Genomic DNA, 18,325 nt, shown 5'->3' with positions numbered 1-18,325 from the left:
TCCTGTGGCTAGGCGTGTCTAGTCTCTCAGAGAAACTATAGCGCTATAGATTTAGGTGAATAAATTGATAAATCTCAAAACTTTGTCAGAGATTACTTTTGATTTTTGATTCTTGATTTGACCCTTACCGAAATAATTAATTATTAAACAATTAAATAATTAGATAATTCACGCCTTGAAGCCTCCCCTTTCAAGGGGAAAAAAATAAATATTTTCCTTATTTGTCAATCCTCTCCCTAAAAGGGAGAGGTAATTATCAATTATCAATTATCCATTAATGAACCTCTTTTTGGTATCTTGGAGAAACTATAGTGCTATAGATTTAGATGAGGAAATTGATAAACCTCAAAACTTTAATTCGTATATCTTTATTGTATTTCATTATAATCCGTTATGGATATCCAGTTAATTAACATTGGTTTTGGTAATATAGTTTCTGCTAATCGGGTTGTTGCAATTGTTAGTCCAGAATCAGCCCCCATAAAGCGGATCATTAATGATGGACGGGAAAGAGGCCAATTAATTGATGCTACTTATGGTCGGCGTACTAGAGCAGTGATTATTACAGATTCTAATCATGTTATTCTTTCTTCAATTCAGCCTGAGACAGTAGCACATCGATTTATATTTAATCATAAAGATGAGTAGGGGAATGGCTATTCGCCCCTACATTTTTTTTGCTGTGACTAAATTTGACAGCTTGAGAATGTCAGAACCATCCTGGCAGATGCGATAAAATGGAGTAATTGATATGCAAAGTGGTAAATTAATTGTTTTAACTGGACCGAGTGGTGTAGGTAAGGGGACTTTATTAAAATCTTTGTTGGAGGGCCATCCAGAATTAGTTTTGTCTGTTTCTGCCACTACTCGTTCTCCTAGAGCGGGGGAAGTTGAGGGAAAGAGCTATTTTTTTGTAGACCGTGATAGATTTCAACAGATGATCAAAAGTGAGGAATTATTAGAGTGGGCAGAATATGCAGGTAATTTTTATGGCACACCAAGTATCCCCGTGATTGAAAATATCAAACAAGGTAAATCGGTGATACTGGAAATTGAGCTACAGGGTGCGCGACAAATTCAAAAGACTTTTCCTGATGCTTTGCGGATATTTATTTTACCACCTTCCACTGCTGAATTGGAAAAAAGATTACGAAGTAGGGGACAAGATTCGGAAGAGGCGATCGCTAAACGTCTTAAACGGGCAACTGAAGAACTTGAGGCTGTTGCAGAGTTTGATATACAATTAGTGAATGATAATTTGGAAGATGCTTTGCAAAATTTAGAGGCAATATTGTTTAACTTTAGGGAGGAGGAAGTAGGGGAGTGAGGGAGCGGGGAGTAGGGGAGTAGGGGAGTAGAAAATATTTATAATTCATGTCTAATTACAGTGCTTTTCATAATTAGTAGAACATAAAGTAGGGAAGTTGCATAAAACTTTCCTACAGGGTTATCATTAGCTATGCTTCGACTGCTATAAATACTAGATAAATTATTACTTTTAATTTTTTACAACTACTACCGTGTCTAGACTAAAGTTGTGGGTAAAACCTAACCCCCCAACCCCACAACTATCCCTCCTTACCCCCCTTTCAAAGGGAGGTCTTCATTGACTCAAATTTACCGACCTTTTAAAGCTAGACGCGCTACTACTAATATAAATCTGCAATAATAAAAAATAGAATCAATTACTCTACAGAAATCATCATTTTTTTCCCTACTCCCTATTTGTACAAATTTCTCTTATAAATACTAGATAAATTATTACTTTTAATTTTTTATAACTACTATAGCAATTCCCATGCTGGTGAGGTACAAAATTCGTTTGTTTTAGGGAATAGGGAATAGGGAATAGGGAATAGGGAATCAGGAATCAGGAATAGAAAAGAAATTAAAGAGCTTGTGTACCTCATAAGCTTGAGAAACGCTATAATATAAATCTACAATAATAAAAAAATAAAAAATAGAATTAATTACCCTACAGAAATCATCATTTTTTTCCCTACTCCCTACTCCCTACTAATACGAATTTCTCTCCATAATTGTCGATACTGTTCAATGGTATTATCTGCCAATGGATAGAGAAATTCACTTTTTTCAATAATTTCCTGTGGGGGTAATAAAAGGGGATTATTTTTTATTTCTGAAGTTAATTCATTTGGATTAATCCTTGGTAGAATAGGAGAAGTAATCTGGGTTAATAGTGACATTTGTTCTGCTATCTGGGGTTTCCAACAAAAATCAATCCATTTTTCTGTTAAAGAAGTCTCAGCAGTAGCAGTAGGTTTAACCCATAAATTAGCCCATAAAGCTGTTCCTGACTGAGGCACAACAGCAGCAATTTCTTTGCGTGTTTTGACCAATGGTAAAATATCATTTGACCAACCAACGGCTAACCAAGTATCTCCAATAATTAATGATTGTAAATAATTCTCCGAACTGTAGAATTTAACTTGTTGATTTAGTTTAACCAGTTCCGATTTTAAATTCTCTACCTTATCAATATTTTTAGTATTATAAGACTTTCCTAATTTTTTCAGAGTTAAACCAATAACTTCTCTAGCTTGATTGAGCAAAGAAATATTACCCTTCAATTCTGGTCGCCATAAGTCACTCCAATCTTTAGGTTCCCATGCCAAAGTTTTAAACTTATCAACTCGATAAGCAATTAAAGTTGTACCCCATTGATAAGGTGCTGCCCAAACTTTACCTTGGGTATCTACATAACCTTGATTATTACGTTTGACTAATTCTTGCCATTTTTTCGGTAATTTATTCCACCTTGGCAAAGCTTCAGAATTAAGAGGTTGAATTAATTCTTGTTTAATTGCATTTGCTAACCAATAATCTCCTATTGTCACCAGATTAGCAATATCTATATTTTCTGTTTTATTTGTAGATAAATTCTGTTTTTCTGACAAAAGTTTTCTCTGCCAACTTTGCAGCAGAGAAAATAATCCACTCAAGCTTTCTTGAGGTTGAAAACTTAACTTGGGGGAAGATATTAATTCCCCTCGAAATTTTGATACCATTTGAGCAGGAATAGTGTTTTTTAACAGTTGAATTTTTAAATCCGCTTGTGTTTCACATCCTGCTAAAAATTCAGCTAAAGTTATTGCCGTTGCTCCGATTAAAAAATTACGTCGCTTCACCTTTACTGATTATTTAAAATACGTTTTTCTAAATATTGACCAATCATTTTTTGTTCGCCAGCACGAGAAATAATAGTTTGTCGTGTCCGGTATTTATGGCCTATTTGTTTAATTTCTTCCTCAAATACAGAACCATTGTACTCCGTTCTGAGACATAATGTATTAGGGTCAGATAGGTGATATTTAGCTATGATGGGGTTACTCGTGGCAAAACCGCGATCGCGATACAAGATTGAACCTTTTACCCCAAATACTGTTGAACCTTGAGACTGTTTCTTTTCTAAGAAAGAATCTTGACTAACCCAACTTACATAAGAACCACAAATCATCGCTGTTTCAGGATTATTAAACTTATGGAGTTGAGCTAATTCAATAAGTTCTGGACTTCCTTGCTCTAAAAATTTGATGGTTATGTGACTAACTATTTCTTGGGTTTCCCCTTGAGGTAAGGTGTAGTAACGTCTTTCTGAATGCCATTGACCTTCAGAACGTTGAAAATATTCAGTAATTCTTAATTCTACAACTTCTAATGTTTGTTGGTTATATTGCAATTCCATTTAATTTTATCCTCTCTGGTTTATTACCATTAATACTTGATTTTGTCAAGCTTTTTGTCTTATTTGTTACTATTATTAATATATACTGTTTTTCTTAAGAGTGTCAGGACAGATATAGCAATCCGCGCTTATGTTGCGGGTAATGAAAAAGTAAATAAAAAAGTTGAAACTCCCACCTATTCCCTGTTCCCAGTTAAGTGTTCCCTAAAAAGCAGTAAGATTTTTGCCACGAATATGCGGAGGATTGCTATATAGCGCTATCCAAAAGTCAGAAGTAGTTTGTGACTGAGTTTTTCCTACAGAAAATGTGGATCGTTTTCCGTAACAAGGACAATATTTAACGATTTATGTTTTGAAGTGAATCAGAACATTTTCTGAAATAGCAAAAGTTAGTAATGTGGCAATTAATACGGCTCTAAATATAAGTTTTCCCGATTTTAAAGATGCTATTAAATAAAGTAGTATTTTGATGAATCAATAAAATTATATTTTTATGAGAAATACCCAGTATTTTATAGCTTTTACTCCCTGAATTATTCTTCCTAATTTGTAAATTATTTAATTCGCAAATTTACCGTAAAATTAAAGTAATGTGTTGGGCAAATATTAAGCAATCAAAATTTACCATAATTCAATAAAATTTGCCCAGTCTAAAAGTTGGTAATCTAGGAATTATTCTATGTCTTACAGTCAGTTCAAAACCATCAGCAGCGTCAAAACAGCATTTAACTTAACAGTAGTTGAAGGCGTTGGCGAAGCCTAGCGGCAGCTACATCGCTTTATGCCAGAAGTTGAAGCAATCGCTCCTTCCCCTATTCTATCTGGTTATCTCCAAGAAACCTTACCCATTGTTGCCACATCCGTCAGTGAAAAAGCACGTTCGGAAGGTATTATTTACCCAATGCTTTTAGAAGTAAGACGACAGTTAAACCGTAAAGTTAGTTTATTTTCTGGGGAAAAATTTAATGTTGATGAGTCAGTAGGTCTCAATGGGGTCTGTGATTTTCTACTCACCCATTCCACAGAAATTTTAGAAATTGAAGCGCCAGCAGTTGTGGTTGTAGAAGCAAAGAAAACAGATTTGAAAACAGGGTTTGGTCAATGTATGGCAGAGATGGTTGCTGCTCAACGGTTTAATGAAATGGAAAATTTTCCTATCCAAACAATTTATGGTAGTGTAAGTAATGGGATTCAATGGCAGTTTATGAAGCTAGTTGAATCAGTTCTGACCATAGACCTTAATGTCTATTCTTTGCCACCAGTAGATCGAATTTTAGGTTATCTAGTATGGATGACTGGAGAAAATTAAAAGAAAATTTGGCGTTGGTGAATAAAAGTATGATTTTACAGGACTCAGGAGTCAGGAGTCAGGAGTCAGGAGTTAGAAAGGACTTTTTTCCGCCTCAGTTATACCATGCATGAAAAAAGAATGCTACAAAAAGTGCATCTCGATCAGAGATAGTTAAAAATAGCTGCTGAAATTCATTATAGACAGCTATATATATCATTTTCCCTCTTTTATTCAATATTTATTACTTCTTTCTTCTTCCTTCTTCCCTCTTCCTTGCTTCTACTATTTGTAATAAAAATTTATCACGCTTGGTATTAGAGGGGAAATATAGCAATCAGGAATGAGATGTGAGAATTTTTATGATAGTTAGTTTGAGGTGAAAACCTGAAAAAAATCTGACTCCTGACTCCTGACTCCTAAATGCCACCAAAATCTTACAACTTAAATATGATTGCTATATGTCTGATTTACAAATTATAAATTCACGAATTTCATACCGTGTTTCACTAACACCGAAAATTTCTATTATCATAAATTTATAGACAAATTATTTATAGGAACATCTGAAAATCACCTATGACTCAATCTTTAATAACTCCTACTCAAACCCCTCTGCTCGGTTTATCCTTAGCTGAGTTAACAGAGTGGGTACAACAGCAAGGACAACCTGCTTATCGAGGTAAACAATTATATCAATGGATTTATCAAAAAGGGGTTAGGTCTCTTGGAGATATTACTGTATTTTCTAAACAATGGCGTCAGGAAATAGCCGATTTTCCTATTGGTCGCTCTGTGATACATCATCGCTCTGTTGCTGCAGACGCTACAGTTAAATATTTGCTGCAATTATCAGATGGCAACATAATTGAAACTGTAGGTATTCCTAGCTATAAACGCTTAACTGTTTGTGTCTCTTCTCAGGTTGGTTGCCCAATGGCGTGTGATTTTTGCGCTACTGGTAAGGGTGGGTTTACCCGTAACCTAGAACCTTATGAAATTATCGATCAGGTATTAACGGTGCAAGAAGATTTTGAGCGTCGGGTTAGTCATATCGTGTTTATGGGAATGGGAGAACCTCTGCTGAATACTAAAAATGTGTTAGCTGCAGTTAGGTCTCTGAATCAAGATGTGGGTATTGGGCAACGTTCCATAACTATCTCAACTGTGGGAATTCGCGATCGCATCCGACAATTAGCTCAACATAAACTTCAATTGACTCTTGCTATTAGTCTTCATGCTTCTAATCAAAGATTGCGGGAACATTTAGTTCCGAGTGCTAAATCTTATCCTTTAAAAGATTTGATTGCAGAATGTCGTGAATATGTCAAGGTCACAAAACGCAGAATTAGCTTTGAATATATTTTGTTAGCAGGTTTTAACGATCTACCAGACCATGCTAGAGAATTGGCAAAAAATCTGCGTGGGTATCAGTGTCATGTTAATTTAATTCCCTATAACCCTATTAGTGAAGTTGATTATCAGCGACCTACTGAGGAACAGATAAAATCTTTTGTTAATGCTCTGGAGGAACAAAATATTGCAGTTAGCATTCGTTATTCCCGTGGTTTAGAAGCTGATGCAGCTTGTGGACAATTACGGGCGTCGCGAGTCACGACTTAGTGTATTTTTAATTTAGGGGTTTGGTCAAATAAACTGTCAGTGATGGCAACCAAAAATATGTAGGGGTTTGGTAACCAAACCCCTACGATACTTTATTCAAAAAAATCAGGACTTGCGCAAAAAATAAAATTATACACCACCTGTAGGGGAGATTCGCAAATCGCCCCTACTAAATATGGTGGTTCTGTTTATAGAATCTGATTGAACAGTCGTCCGCAGCGATGAAGCGGAAGCAATCTCGTGACATCCCTGAGATTGCTATCCGTTCCGGAATGCTCCGCAAACCTTCCACGCAGTGACCGTCGCTGCGGACGCAGGCTATAGTAATTATCCGGATTTGATATAAGTCCTGAAAATTATGAAGTCTCTAAGATTAACTTTTCTAATTCTTGCTGCATTTGGGTGAGAACTTTTTGATAGCAAGCATCAACATAATCGCGATCGCTTGCTGCCTTACGTCCATAACGTTCAAACACAATGGGAGAACAGATTCTGGTATGGATCTGTACTGGAAAGGGGAAATTAGGCAAAGGTCCAATAGCTAATCCCCAAGGCAAACCTATATAAATAGGAAATACTTCTGGGTCAACATTAAATAACCAAGGTATCCCCCACTCATGGAGTTGTTTTGCTTGTTCATAAAAATCTGCTAGTATAATTAAAGTATCGTGGGCACCATTAGAAATCATTGGTACAATAGGAACTTCTTCACGCAAAGCCAATTTAATAAAGCCTTTACGTCCAGCAAAATAGATTTTATCTCGCATAGAATGGGGGCGGAAAACATCAGGACCCCCGCCAGGATAAACAGCTACAGAAGCATTTCTTTCAAAGGCAGCGATCGCCATTTTTGGATGCGCTCTAACTGCTCCACATTGTACCGCTAAGGGTGTACTAGGGAAAGCTGACCAAGCATTTTGGTGCATTAGTCCATAAACCAAACGTTCTGGACCAAATCTTTTAAACCAGTCATACATACACATATGCATATCTGGAGCTGGTAAACCGCCATTATGAGAGCCAACTATCAGAATTTTCTCATCAGGAATATGATGCCAACCATCGGTTTGAACGCGAAAGTAATAGCGATAAAACCATTCCCACAATGGCATCATTGACTTAATTACTTCTGGGTCACGGTCATCTAATGACCAACCATCATAAGGTTTACGGATATTTTGTTGATTAGCAGTCATTTTCAGTTATCAGTTATCAGTTATCAGTTATCAGCATTTCCTGTAATAGGTAGGCTATTTCAGTTATCAGTTAGTCAGTTAGTCAGTTATCAGCACTTCCTGTAATAGGTAGGCTATTTCAGTTATCAGTTAGTCAGTTATCAGTATTTTTTGGTCAGCATTTGTATTTATTTTCGGTTGGTATTTACTATCGTAAATTATAGCGGATTAAAATTATTTGACATTATAGCGGTTTTCATTAACATAGACTACAGCAATAGAAGTTAAATTAACTCGCTTAGAGAAATATAGTTTTTTTCTACATAGTCTACCTTTGTGAAAACCGCTATAAATTATGATGGGTTATAGGAAAAAGTAGCTATGAAATACAAAAAATTTTGCTATTCACAAATTTCCTAATCTCCCCATCCCTTGTTTACTATTTAGGGCTTGCTGATTAAATCTTAAAGCATTGACAGATAAAAGTTTTCGCCTTTTTAGGTATGGAAAAAGTACCTATTTTTCAGTCCTTTATTGATGCTCAAAAAGTTAGGATTTTGGGCGCATAGTTGAGCAAAAAAATTATTCCCTTAAACTCCCCCACTCCCCCACTCCCCCGCTCCCCCGCTCCCCTACTCCTTAAAAAAGACTTTTTCTGCAAACCCTATTTAGTGGTGGGAAATGGAAATTGTTTGGGTCGACTAAATAAACTTCTACCGAATCTAGATTGAATTTCAACATTACATTTTAATGGTGCAGTTTCAAAGTCACAAAAATAAGCAGCAATTGGTTTTTTTTGACTGAGTTGGCATATTTGTAAATTATAACCATATTCTCTGGCTACGCTGCCAAAATGATTGATAAATTTATAAATATCCATATATTCTTGCTTTTGCCAAGTTAATTGATTTACTACTAAAATTACCCATGTATCATCGGGGTTAACAAACCAAGTCTCAAGAAGTTCAGAACCAAAAAAATCTTTAGTTAACCAAAGACTAGGAATACTTGGTTTAGTTTGGGATAAAGGAGGTTTAGGTAGTTCGGGAATTGAACTTCTCGGACAGGTAGGAAAAATAACTTTAGGTATAGCAGTTGCAGGTAGAAGGAAGAAGAAAGAAGGAAGAAGGAATAAGGGAAAATATGGTAATAATTTTAGATTCAACATATTTATTAAGGAAGAAGAAAGAAGGAATAATAGCAAATATATTAGATAATTATTGTAAGTATTTAGTTATAGCAGTCTTATATAGTTGTAAGATTTTATCGTAGGGGTTTGGTTGACAAACCCAAACTAAAGTGGGATTTGGAGACCAAACCCCTACATTTTTTTTCACAAATCATTTTAAACTTCTCAAAACTAATTCTTGCTCTAAAAGCAATTAACTAATAGCTGATAGCTAACCGCTTTTTTAATTCTTTTGATAACGCATTCCTGGTAATTGAGTCACTAATCCTAATAATTCTAATTGTAGGAGAGAACTAGAAACTTCCCCTGATGATAAACCTGTTTTTTGAATAATTAAATCTAAGAGAATAGGTTCACTAGAAATATGTTGAAAAATATTAGCTAACATGGGTTCTAAATCTGGCATAGAAGTCTGTTCTTTCTCCTCAAATAAAGATAATTGTTCCGAAGAATCTCCCACATCAATATCTAAAGGTGGCATTGCTCCTAACATTTCTAATAATTTATCCATAGTAATCGGAATTACCTCAGCACCTTTATTAATTAACTGTAAACAACCATGAGATTTTTCGTCATCTAAACGAGCAGGCAAAACATACACATCTCGACAAAATTCGTTTGCTATATCTGCTGTAATTAAAGCACCAGATTTTTTCGGAGCTTCCATGATTAAAACTGCTCTACTTAATCCCGCAATAATTCTATTTCGTTGGGGAAAATGTTTAGAATTTGGTTTCGTTCCTGCGGGATATTCACTAACAGCTAATCCCTGTTTAACGACTTGTTCAGCTAAACTTTTATTTTCCCTGGGATAAACCATATCAACCCCGTTTCCGAAGACAGCAATAGTTCTACCCCCCGCTTCTAGACAAGCACGATGAGCTTCCGTGTCAATTCCTGCTGCTAATCCCGAAACAATTGTAAACCCACTTTTTGCTAAAATTGTACTTATTTTCCGAGTCCAACGACGACCATATTCGGAAGATTCTCTGGTACCGACTATCGCAACTGTGGGGGTAATACCTAATATTTCTTGAGAGTCTACTATGCCTCGATAATATAGTACGGGCGGAGGTGTGGGAATTTCTTGGAGGAGACGGGGATAGTCTGGATCTGCTGGTGTCCAAAAGTTGGGATTTTTCTCAATGTGTTCTTTGAGGAGTTCTTCTGGGTTGATACGCGATCGCTCTTGGACTATTTTTTCTATTTTCTGACGGCCAAATCCTGATATCTGGCCTAATTCTGCCGGGGTTACTGTCCAAGCTCTGGCCAGGGAGTCGAATTGTTGTTTAAGTTTTTGGAGGGCAATTGGACCTATACCGCTAATTTTTGCCCATGCTAACCAATAGGCACGTTCTTCTGTCAATTATTTTGTCCTCTTGAGCAATTATTGGTTTTGAAATTATTGTAGTCGCGTGACACGCCTAAAATGTTGCAATAGTAGGGGCGGGTTTCCCTGTTAAATTAATGTAGGGGCGAATGGCCATTCGCCCCTACTGACTTCTGGCTTCACACCCCCCTAAAGTTAATTTTTTTTATATCTTCTATTGACGCTTTATTCAACATTAACTCAAATATATATATAGGAAACAAAAGAAAGCTTTCAAAACTAACTAATTTATCTGACTGGTGACAGCTAATTTTCAAGCTGAAACCGAGGAACTTTTTATGGAATTTTTGTCAAAAACCGGAGAGAAAAATATGACTAATAATATAGAAGTAGTTTTCAGTTTTGACACGACTGGGAGTATGTATCCTTGCCTAACTCAAGTACGTCGAAAAATCAAAAGTACCGTAACTAGATTAATCTCATAAATTCCTGGTATTCGGATTGGAATAATTGCCCATGGAGATTATTGCGATCGCGGCTCTACTTATGTGACTAAACATTTAGAATTATCCCAAAATATAGATAGTATTTGTGATTTTGTGGAAAAGGTAGAAATAACAGGTGTAGGAGATGCGCCAGAATGTTATGAATTAGTATTACATGAAGCTAAATCTTTGAATTGGACGAGTGGGGCGACTAAATATTTAGTATTAATTGGAGATGATATTCCTCATCCACCAGCTCAAAATCCCCAAAGGCTAAATTGGCGAAAACAGCTGAATAAATTATCATATATGGGGGTAGCAGTATATGGAGTCCAAGCATTAAACCGTCGTCATGCCACAAAATTTTATCAATAATTGGCAGAAAAATCTGGTGGTTTTCATGTAAACTTAGACCAATTTGCTTATATTAACGATTTATTTTTAGCAGTTTGTTATCAACAATCTTCCGACAAACAATTACAAAATTATGAACAGGAAGTTGTGGAAAATGGGCGGATGAGTCGTGGTTTAAGTAAGATTTTTAATACTATGTTAAACCGGGAAGAAACGACTGTTTATGAGTCGGCAGATTTACGAGCAGTTACGCCGGGAAGGTTCCAAGTTTTAGAGGTGGATGAGAATAAACCGATTAAAAGTTTTGTGTTAGAAAATGGTTTAAATTTTAATAAAGGGCGTGGTTTTTATGAGTTTACAAAGACCGAAACTATTCAGGGGCAAAAGGAAATTATTTTAATGGAGCGGGCAACTGGAGATATGTTTGAAGGAGAAGCTGCACGGGAAATGTTAGGTTTGCCTCATGGTGCAACGGTGCGAATTAAACCTAATAATTTGGAGAAATATATGGTGTTTGTGCAGAGTACCTCCGTGAATCGGAAGTTGATTGGTGGAACTCGTTTTTTGTATGAGGTGGAAGACTGGGGTTAGAATTTAGAATTTAGAATTCAGAATTTAGAAGTTAAAAGTCGAAAATAGGCCATTTTTTTATTATTGGGCTAGTCAGATTAGGTTATTTGCGCGGATGGGTAGCTCTACAAGAGAGGAGGTGCAAAAAAATGGCTGAGGTTGAGTCTGGGGAAAGGTTTGAACTATATAGGGTTGTTCAGGGGATTCGCGCAGTTTGCCAAATCTTTATATGGCAATGCTTGTGGCGTTTTTTTTGGAGTGCCTCTTGTCAAGCTGTGGCTCGAAATGCTATATTTACTCATGTCCCGCGCAAATGCACCTTGAAAATTAAATATGGACTGGGTTCCAAAACCCTGCTGTTTAAACTAACTAAAATCCCTATTAGGGATTGAAACAAGATAAGGAACTTATGCTGAGGGCATTTCCTGATGTTTAAACTAACTAAAATCCCTATTAGGGATTGAAACATCAGATTATATAAATCAAAACCCTGCTAGAAATTGTTTAAACTAACTAAAATCCCTATTAGGGATTGAAACAAAATCATTCAGAAAAAATGGAAATTAAGCTAAATAGTTTAAACTAACTAAAATCCCTATTAGGGATTGAAACCAAAGAATCTAAATTTCTAGATATATTTTATCAAATAATTGCTAGAAAGTTTAAACTAGCTAAAATCCCTATTAGGGATTGAAACACCTAACATAACTCCTGCAATTGATTTTCTTCATTCTTTTTCACTCAATAATTTCATCGTACTGGTTATTATCCTCTTCTGCTTGCTGTTTCATAGAAGTCAGAACCTCCTCTAATGAAGTTTTATCTAACCACTGATGACGTTCTTGGGTATAATCTCCACAACCAGAACTATAGTATTGAAGAAATCAGAGCGTATCAACAACATTCATAACTTTTGTTAGACAGAATTTATTTGAAAATAATATCATATATAGTAGCTAGTTTTTGTAGGGTGCGTTAATAAAATGTAACGCACCGCCTCAATGGTAAAACTACCCCAGTGTTCAACGGTGCGTTACGGCGCAATATAATATTTGACAGCTCAACCGTAGTTTCTAGTAAGCGCCTAACGCACCCTACCGGACTACTACTTTACAGAAAAATCTAAGCTAAACTTTTCAATATACAAACCTAATACATACCACAATGGTACAACTAAAAAAATGGCAGTTAGCAATGCTCGCTATTCCCCCGCTTGCTGTAGTCGCCTTCCTAATGATATCCGCTGGCAGACAAATCAATAGTTGGGGTATCAACTGGATCTGGGGAATATTCGCCCTTGTCTTTGTGGGGTGGCGTTGGTTGCTGGTCAAATGGACTCGGCCTACAGTTGCACAAATGGAAGAGGTAATAGCAGAAGTTAACAAACAAATTCCCACTACAGACAACACGACAACCTCAACCATAGAAAACGAAACCACTAAACAACTAGAAACCACCCTCCAAGAAATTCTCAAGTCATGTCGTAACGACCCCCCATTCTGGGAAGACTGGCAAATATTCTGGCAGCGTTGCCAAGAAGTGGTAGTTGCCGTTGCTAATGCTTACCATCCCGAAGTGAAATATCCTCTACTCAATATTCACATCCCTCAAGCTTACGGTTTAATTCGAGGTACTGTTGATGACGTAGATAGATGGATGCAAAAATTATCCCCGACTCTAAATCAAATAACTGTCGGTAAAGCATATCAGGGATATGAAATTTACCGCAAGTTAGAACCATCTGCTCGCAAACTTTTCCAAGCTTGGGGTTGGGCGCAATGGTTACTTAACCCGGTTGCAGCAGCAGCTAAAGTTGCTAGTCGCCGTTATAGCGAACAAGCAAACCAGCAGTTATTATTCAATTTTAGTCAAATATTGCGGGAAGTGGCGTTGCGAAATTTATCTCGACAGGCGATCGCTCTCTATGGAGGTAGCAATTTAGAATTTTCTGATTCTGCTATTCCGACTCCGACTCTCCCGAAAGCAGAAACTCAAACCCTGGAACAAATTCTCGCAGAAGCTCAACCTACAGAAACTGTGGAGCAAAAACCAGTTAATATTTTGTTGGTGGGGCGCACGGGAGCAGGCAAAAGTAGTTTAATTAATACTCTATTTGAAGCAGACCGCGCTGAAGTCGATGTTTTACCGAGTACCGATGAAATTAAAAATTATCAATGGCAAACTGAAATGGGAGAAACTCTCAATCTTTGGGATACCCCTGGTTACGAACAAGCTAACCGCACCGACTTGCGAAAGTTGGTGCTTGACTATGCTCAAACAGCAGATTTATTGTTATTAGTTACCCCTGCACTCGACCCCGCGTTGCAAATGGATGTAGATTTTCTCCAAGACATGAAAGGGGAAATTAAAGAGTTGCCAACTATTGTGATGATGACGCAAGTTGACCGTTTACGCCCGATGCGGGAATGGGAACCACCTTATGATTGGGTTTTTGGGAAACGTGCAAAGGAAAAATCTATTCGGGAAGCGACTCAATATCGGGCAGAAATATTAGGAGATATTTGTAGTCAAATTTTACCTGTGGTGACGGCGGATATTAAAACTAATAGAAATGCTTGGAATGTTGATGCTATCTCTTTGTCTTTGGTAGAAACTATTGCTCCTGCAAAACAATTACGTCTGGCTCGGTTTTTTCGCGATCGCGAAGCTCGTTCGGTAGCAGCAGCTAAAATTATAGATCGTTATACTTTTCAAATGGCAACTACTCAGGGATTAACTGCTTTGTTGAAAAGTCCGGTATTGCAGTTTATTTCTACTTTGACAACAGGTTCCCCAACTTTAGCATATTTACTAGCAGAAAAAATTCCTGTAGAAGAGTTGCCTGTAGTTATTGGTAAATTACAGATGGCTTACGATTTGTTTTCCCTATTGAGTGGGGATAATAATTTGGGTGGTTTTGACCTGTTAGCATTGTGGCCTTTATTATTAGAAAATCCCTCTTCACCAGACCGTAACGCTTGGGCTTTTGGTCATGCTTTGGTGGAATATTGGATGCAAGATTTGAGTGTGGAACAATTGCGGGAAAAGTTCGAGAATTATTTGAAAATTTAATATAATTATGTTTGTAGGTTTTGGGGCGGGTTGATTTCATCTAATGGTTAAACTCGTTAATTTAACGCGGAACCCGCCCCTACAAATTTGCAGTATTTTAGTTAGTAGGGTGTGTTGGCGTTTGCGCAGCATAAGGAAGGTTATATCCCAACAACCAGTAATGGGGATGTGACTATTCTGAATTATGAGTCGAATGATTATAAACTGGGTTTGCTGGTAGGGGTAAGTCGGAGCGATATTGCTCCGCAACGTTGGCACGAAGGCCAAAAACATACTATTGCGACAGATAAACGACTGATCTATAAATTTCAAGGTTTGTTAACTTGCAATCAAATTCCTCTATTATGGTATAATGATATTGCCCATGATGACCCTGATTTTGAGGCGATCCAAATTCTGGCGACGGCAGGTTTTGTGAGGACAGAGAATTACAATAATTTATATTTTAATCCAGAGGGAACGGTAAACCGAGCGGTTGTGTCGGTGGCGGTGGTAAATGTGATGGGTTTTGACTGGTTGAACCCTGAAGTTCCCACTTTCCTTGATGTACCGAAAGAGAATTTTGCTTATCGTGCAGTGGAAACAATGGCAGCAAAAGCTATTGTTTCGGGGGTGGGGAATGGATATTTTGCGCCAAACTTGCGATGTACGCGGGAGCAGTTGGCATTTATTATTGGTAAAAGTGGAGATTTTAATGTATATCAATTATTTGGTAATTCTGGTACACCTCTAGATGCTCAACCTTTGAAACGACGTGAGTTGTCTAGGATTTTAATTTTATATTTGGTATTGCGATCGCAATATGGCATTGATTAAACTGTTAGAAACCGGGTTTGTATTGTATATTTGACAATACCTAATCATATAACATCCGGATAATTACTATACCCAAGTCATTGCGACTGGAACGGAGTGGAAGGAAGCAATCTCAGGGGTGCGCGGAGATTGCTTCCTATCGTCGCAATGACGACTATTATTTTTCGGTCAGATAAAAAATAACTGTTTGAGAATTCGATAAAAGACTCTCAAGAAAGCGATCGCCATCCTTAAAGATTTTGTTGTCGCAACCAAGTCTCTGCCCAAACTGCATCCTTATTACATTTCTATATTAGGACTTACGCAAAGAAACCGGGTTTTTAGGATAAATAGTTGTTTTTAGCAATAAACGAAAAAACCCGGTTTCTGGGTTTATCTGCGTAAGTCATTATTATTTCTTATTTCGATTTTTTAGTGCAACTAGCAAAACTGGACGTAATACCCACAGCAAAAAAGCGACTGCTATAATAATAGCGGTTGGACTATTTCCATTTTCTAATAATGGATTTAGATCTATGGGTAAAATATTTGTGCTAGGTTGACTGGTGCAAACTATATCTTCTTGAGGAAACATTTTGTTTTCTCCTGTTACTTACATTTCTATGTGAACATGAAATTTTTGTACTTAAAGCAGAGTTTTAGCTAACTGTTTCTAGTTGGAAAAAAAGTGAGCTAAAACTGAGCCGAAAAAAATTTATTTTGGAGATATAATATGGCCGTTACTCTCAGAGCTTCTAAAGAGGGGTTGCAAAAGATTGATGCAGCTAGAAAAAAGAAAGGTTGGAATAAAACAGAGGGTGCTTGGTGTGGACTAGCACTAACTTCACAAGCAACTTTAAAACGTTTTTGGCGCAGTCTTCCCATTGAGCGAGATACTTTTATTGGTATTTGTGAGAATGTTGGGATTAACTGGGAAGAAATTGTGGACAATACTACTCCCTCTCCTCAAAATTCTACTGTCGAATTTTTTGCTTATGATAATGTTTGGGTGGGTAGAGAAGACCTCATAGCTGAATTAACTACCAAAGTTAAAGAGTCTTGTCGCTTACTTATTCTGGTTGGTATTAGTGGTATTGGTAAGACTGCTTTGGCGGAAAAGTTGGCGGTGGAGCTACACCAAGAATTTTTGCAGGGAGACTGGAGCAACTTTCGCCAGGAAAATTTTGATAATGAGCAAGAAACTAAAGATTTTCGTAGTGTTGCTATCCGCTGGTTGAAAAAGTGGGGAGAGTCTCTCACTCAAGATGATTATCAAGATGTGGAAAGGTTACTCTATAAATTAGTTAATCGTTTGCGACAACATCGGTATCTAATAATTATTGATTCTCTGGAAAATATTTTGGTGGGAAATGAGGATGAGGGATGGAGTGATTTTCAGGATGAGTTGTGGGTGAGATTTTTTGAGCAATTTTTAGCTTCTCCAGAATGTCAAAGTCGCATTATCTTGACTTCCCAAGATTTCCCTGGGCAAATTCCCGAACGTTATCAGAATTTCTGGGTGTCTAAACCTTTGACTGGTTTGAGCAAGTCGGAGCAGTTGCAGTTATTCGAGAAAACTGGGTTGGAGGTTGAGGAAAATTCTCCTAACCTACCCTATTTACAACGTATTGGTAATGCTTACGAGGGTCATCCTTTGGCGTTGCGGGTGATTGCGGGAGAAATTGGCAGCAAACCTTTTAATGGTAATGTGGTAGCTTATTGGAAAAGGTATGGTAATGAATTTGAGGAGGTGGAAAAGGGTATTGAGGAGGCTAAGAGTAAGAGGATAACTGGTGCTGATGATAGGTTTCTGTTAGACAGATATACTCGTATGTTGCGGAAAAAAGTCAAGTCGCGACTGGATAAGACTTTTTTCCGGTTGCGGAAAGATGCGCTTAATGCTTATCGGTTGATTTGTGTTAGTGCAATATATAGGTGTGAAGTGCCAGAGAGTTTTTGGTTGAAGCTTTTGAAAAATTGGCAGTGCGATGAAGAACAGCAAGAGGTGGCGCTGCAAACTTTGCACGATCGCTTTTTAGTTGAGGTGGAGGAAAGAGTTGATGAAAACAGTGGTGAGTTTCTGCTAAGACAACATAATTTAATTCGTAGTGTGTCACTTGAACATTTAAAGAAATTGGATGAGGAAAATGGTTAATACTGAAAACAATGCCCAAGGTGAAGTTATTCTACCTCCTGCTGAGTCTGTTTTAGAATTTTTAGAGCTTGACGCAGGTGCTTTGAAGTTAATTAAGCCACTTTCCAAACGTCTTCAATATCAGGCTGTTGTTATTTGGTTGACTGACTACAAATGTCCGCAAGAAGTGAATGATAAATTAGAGGTGGTGAAAGGCTATCTAGAAGCATTTTATCATCTTTGTGAAGTGGGAGACTGGGAACGAGCAAAGAAAATTCTTGATATTAAAGTACTGCCAGTTGATGAATATTTAGACACTCAACTAAGGAGTTGGGGTTACTATGAGGAATGTATTCAACTCTACGGTAGACTATTAGGTAAATTAGACAAAGGTTGGGATGGTATTTGTTTAAACCGTTTGGGTATTGCTTACTCTTTCCTAGGAGAATATCACAAAGCTATCGAGTATTTTCAGCAGAGTTTACAAATAGCCAGGGAAATAGGCGATCTTTCAACCGAAGGTAAGGCTTTGGGGAATTTGGGTAATGTTTACGATTCCCTAGGAGAATATCACAAAGCCATCGAGTATCATCAGCAGTATTTA

Annotated in this window: 16 protein-coding genes and 1 CRISPR repeat array; of the genes, 10 read left to right on the top strand and 6 right to left on the bottom strand. The window is 37.2% G+C overall.

Annotation, left to right across the window (positions count from 1 at the left end; all coding sequences use genetic code 11):
* Positions 1-393 precede the first annotated feature (393 nt).
* Both remA and gmk read left to right on the top strand, forming a co-directional pair.
* The gene (gene remA, locus ACP6PK_RS31295; RefSeq protein WP_426565655.1) at positions 394-648 is read left to right on the top strand and encodes an extracellular matrix/biofilm regulator RemA; all 255 of its coding nucleotides are present in this window, start codon (positions 394-396) and stop codon (positions 646-648) included.
* A gap of 103 nt (positions 649-751) precedes the next feature.
* Positions 752-1,327 carry a guanylate kinase gene (gmk, locus tag ACP6PK_RS31290; protein ID WP_426565653.1) on the top strand — a complete coding sequence of 192 codons (576 nt, stop codon included), beginning with the start codon at positions 752-754 and terminating at the stop codon, positions 1,325-1,327.
* A 679-nt stretch (positions 1,328-2,006) separates the two neighbouring features.
* Here the strand turns inward: gmk and ACP6PK_RS31285 are convergent.
* Positions 2,007-3,149: an extracellular solute-binding protein gene (locus ACP6PK_RS31285; protein WP_426565651.1), complete on the bottom strand. Its 1,143-nt coding sequence runs from the start codon at positions 3,147-3,149 to the stop codon at positions 2,007-2,009.
* 2 nt (positions 3,150-3,151) lie between these two features.
* Entirely contained in the window at positions 3,152-3,706 is a 555-nt protein-coding gene (locus tag ACP6PK_RS31280; RefSeq protein ID WP_426565649.1) for a phycobiliprotein lyase, read from the bottom strand.
* Positions 3,707-4,487: 781 nt separating this feature from the next.
* Here ACP6PK_RS31280 and ACP6PK_RS31275 point away from each other — a divergent pair.
* Both ACP6PK_RS31275 and rlmN read left to right on the top strand, forming a co-directional pair.
* Positions 4,488-5,015 (top strand): hypothetical protein, encoded by a 528-nt coding sequence (locus ACP6PK_RS31275; protein ID WP_426565647.1) that lies wholly within the window; start codon positions 4,488-4,490, stop codon positions 5,013-5,015.
* Positions 5,016-5,573: 558 nt separating this feature from the next.
* Positions 5,574-6,617, top strand: coding sequence for a dual-specificity RNA methyltransferase RlmN (gene rlmN, locus ACP6PK_RS31270; RefSeq protein WP_426565645.1), 1,044 nt, complete (start codon positions 5,574-5,576; stop codon positions 6,615-6,617).
* A 356-nt stretch (positions 6,618-6,973) separates the two neighbouring features.
* Here the strand turns inward: rlmN and ACP6PK_RS31265 are convergent, their stop codons facing one another.
* The 3 genes from ACP6PK_RS31265 to dprA all read right to left on the bottom strand — a co-directional run bounded on the left by ACP6PK_RS31265 (position 6,974) and on the right by dprA (position 10,347).
* Positions 6,974-7,813, bottom strand: coding sequence for a lysophospholipid acyltransferase family protein (locus tag ACP6PK_RS31265; RefSeq protein ID WP_426565643.1), 840 nt, complete (start codon positions 7,811-7,813; stop codon positions 6,974-6,976).
* A 643-nt stretch (positions 7,814-8,456) separates the two neighbouring features.
* Positions 8,457-8,960, bottom strand: a complete 504-nt coding sequence (locus ACP6PK_RS31260) for a hypothetical protein (RefSeq protein WP_426565641.1) — start codon at positions 8,958-8,960, stop codon at positions 8,457-8,459.
* Positions 8,961-9,204: 244 nt separating this feature from the next.
* Positions 9,205-10,347: a DNA-processing protein DprA gene (gene dprA / locus ACP6PK_RS31255; protein ID WP_426565639.1), complete on the bottom strand. Its 1,143-nt coding sequence runs from the start codon at positions 10,345-10,347 to the stop codon at positions 9,205-9,207.
* 512 nt (positions 10,348-10,859) lie between these two features.
* On the opposite strand from dprA, the gene ACP6PK_RS31250 reads away from it, so the two are divergent.
* The 4 genes from ACP6PK_RS31250 to ACP6PK_RS31235 all read left to right on the top strand — a co-directional run bounded on the left by ACP6PK_RS31250 (position 10,860) and on the right by ACP6PK_RS31235 (position 15,608).
* Positions 10,860-11,171: a hypothetical protein gene (locus ACP6PK_RS31250; protein WP_426565637.1), complete on the top strand. Its 312-nt coding sequence runs from the start codon at positions 10,860-10,862 to the stop codon at positions 11,169-11,171.
* Positions 11,172-11,741 carry a hypothetical protein gene (locus ACP6PK_RS31245; protein ID WP_426565635.1) on the top strand — a complete coding sequence of 190 codons (570 nt, stop codon included), beginning with the start codon at positions 11,172-11,174 and terminating at the stop codon, positions 11,739-11,741. It begins immediately after the preceding gene.
* Between the two features lie 336 nt (positions 11,742-12,077).
* Positions 12,078-12,418: a CRISPR direct-repeat array (repeat unit 39 nt; unit sequence TGTTTAAACTAACTAAAATCCCTATTAGGGATTGAAACA).
* Positions 12,419-12,884: 466 nt separating this feature from the next.
* Positions 12,885-14,792: a GTPase family protein gene (locus tag ACP6PK_RS31240; protein ID WP_426565633.1), complete on the top strand. Its 1,908-nt coding sequence runs from the start codon at positions 12,885-12,887 to the stop codon at positions 14,790-14,792.
* Between the two features lie 168 nt (positions 14,793-14,960).
* Entirely contained in the window at positions 14,961-15,608 is a 648-nt protein-coding gene (locus ACP6PK_RS31235) for an S-layer homology domain-containing protein (RefSeq protein ID WP_426565631.1), read from the top strand.
* A 391-nt stretch (positions 15,609-15,999) separates the two neighbouring features.
* Here the strand turns inward: ACP6PK_RS31235 and ACP6PK_RS31230 are convergent, their stop codons facing one another.
* Complete coding sequence (locus ACP6PK_RS31230) at positions 16,000-16,182, bottom strand: hypothetical protein (protein ID WP_426565629.1); 183 nt, start codon at positions 16,180-16,182, stop codon at positions 16,000-16,002.
* Positions 16,183-16,320: 138 nt separating this feature from the next.
* Here ACP6PK_RS31230 and ACP6PK_RS31225 point away from each other — a divergent pair, with 138 nt between their 5' ends.
* Both ACP6PK_RS31225 and ACP6PK_RS31220 read left to right on the top strand, forming a co-directional pair.
* Positions 16,321-17,742 (top strand): AAA family ATPase, encoded by a 1,422-nt coding sequence (locus tag ACP6PK_RS31225; RefSeq protein ID WP_426565627.1) that lies wholly within the window; start codon positions 16,321-16,323, stop codon positions 17,740-17,742.
* A partial coding sequence (locus tag ACP6PK_RS31220; protein WP_426565625.1) for a tetratricopeptide repeat protein occupies positions 17,735-18,325 on the top strand: 591 nt, incomplete at its 3' end. The genes ACP6PK_RS31225 and ACP6PK_RS31220, both read left to right, overlap by 8 nt.

The organism is Dapis hubbardiae BLCC-M172, assembly GCF_050016015.1.
Taxonomy (GTDB): domain Bacteria; phylum Cyanobacteriota; class Cyanobacteriia; order Cyanobacteriales; family Microcoleaceae; genus Trichodesmium.
Note: the sequence above shows the minus strand (reverse complement) of the source record. Positions and strands in the feature narration are given on the sequence as shown.

Coding starts and splice junctions, on each gene's coding strand:
- ACP6PK_RS31230 (WP_426565629.1), bottom strand. CDS start 16,182: ATGTTTCCTCAAGAAGATATAGTTTGCACCAGTCAACCTAGCACAAAT.
- ACP6PK_RS31275 (WP_426565647.1), top strand. CDS start 4,488: ATGCCAGAAGTTGAAGCAATCGCTCCTTCCCCTATTCTATCTGGTTAT.
- ACP6PK_RS31280 (WP_426565649.1), bottom strand. CDS start 3,706: ATGGAATTGCAATATAACCAACAAACATTAGAAGTTGTAGAATTAAGA.
- rlmN (WP_426565645.1), top strand. CDS start 5,574: ATGACTCAATCTTTAATAACTCCTACTCAAACCCCTCTGCTCGGTTTA.
- remA (WP_426565655.1), top strand. CDS start 394: ATGGATATCCAGTTAATTAACATTGGTTTTGGTAATATAGTTTCTGCT.
- ACP6PK_RS31265 (WP_426565643.1), bottom strand. CDS start 7,813: ATGACTGCTAATCAACAAAATATCCGTAAACCTTATGATGGTTGGTCA.
- ACP6PK_RS31225 (WP_426565627.1), top strand. CDS start 16,321: ATGGCCGTTACTCTCAGAGCTTCTAAAGAGGGGTTGCAAAAGATTGAT.
- ACP6PK_RS31260 (WP_426565641.1), bottom strand. CDS start 8,960: ATGTTGAATCTAAAATTATTACCATATTTTCCCTTATTCCTTCTTCCT.
- ACP6PK_RS31240 (WP_426565633.1), top strand. CDS start 12,885: ATGGTACAACTAAAAAAATGGCAGTTAGCAATGCTCGCTATTCCCCCG.
- gmk (WP_426565653.1), top strand. CDS start 752: ATGCAAAGTGGTAAATTAATTGTTTTAACTGGACCGAGTGGTGTAGGT.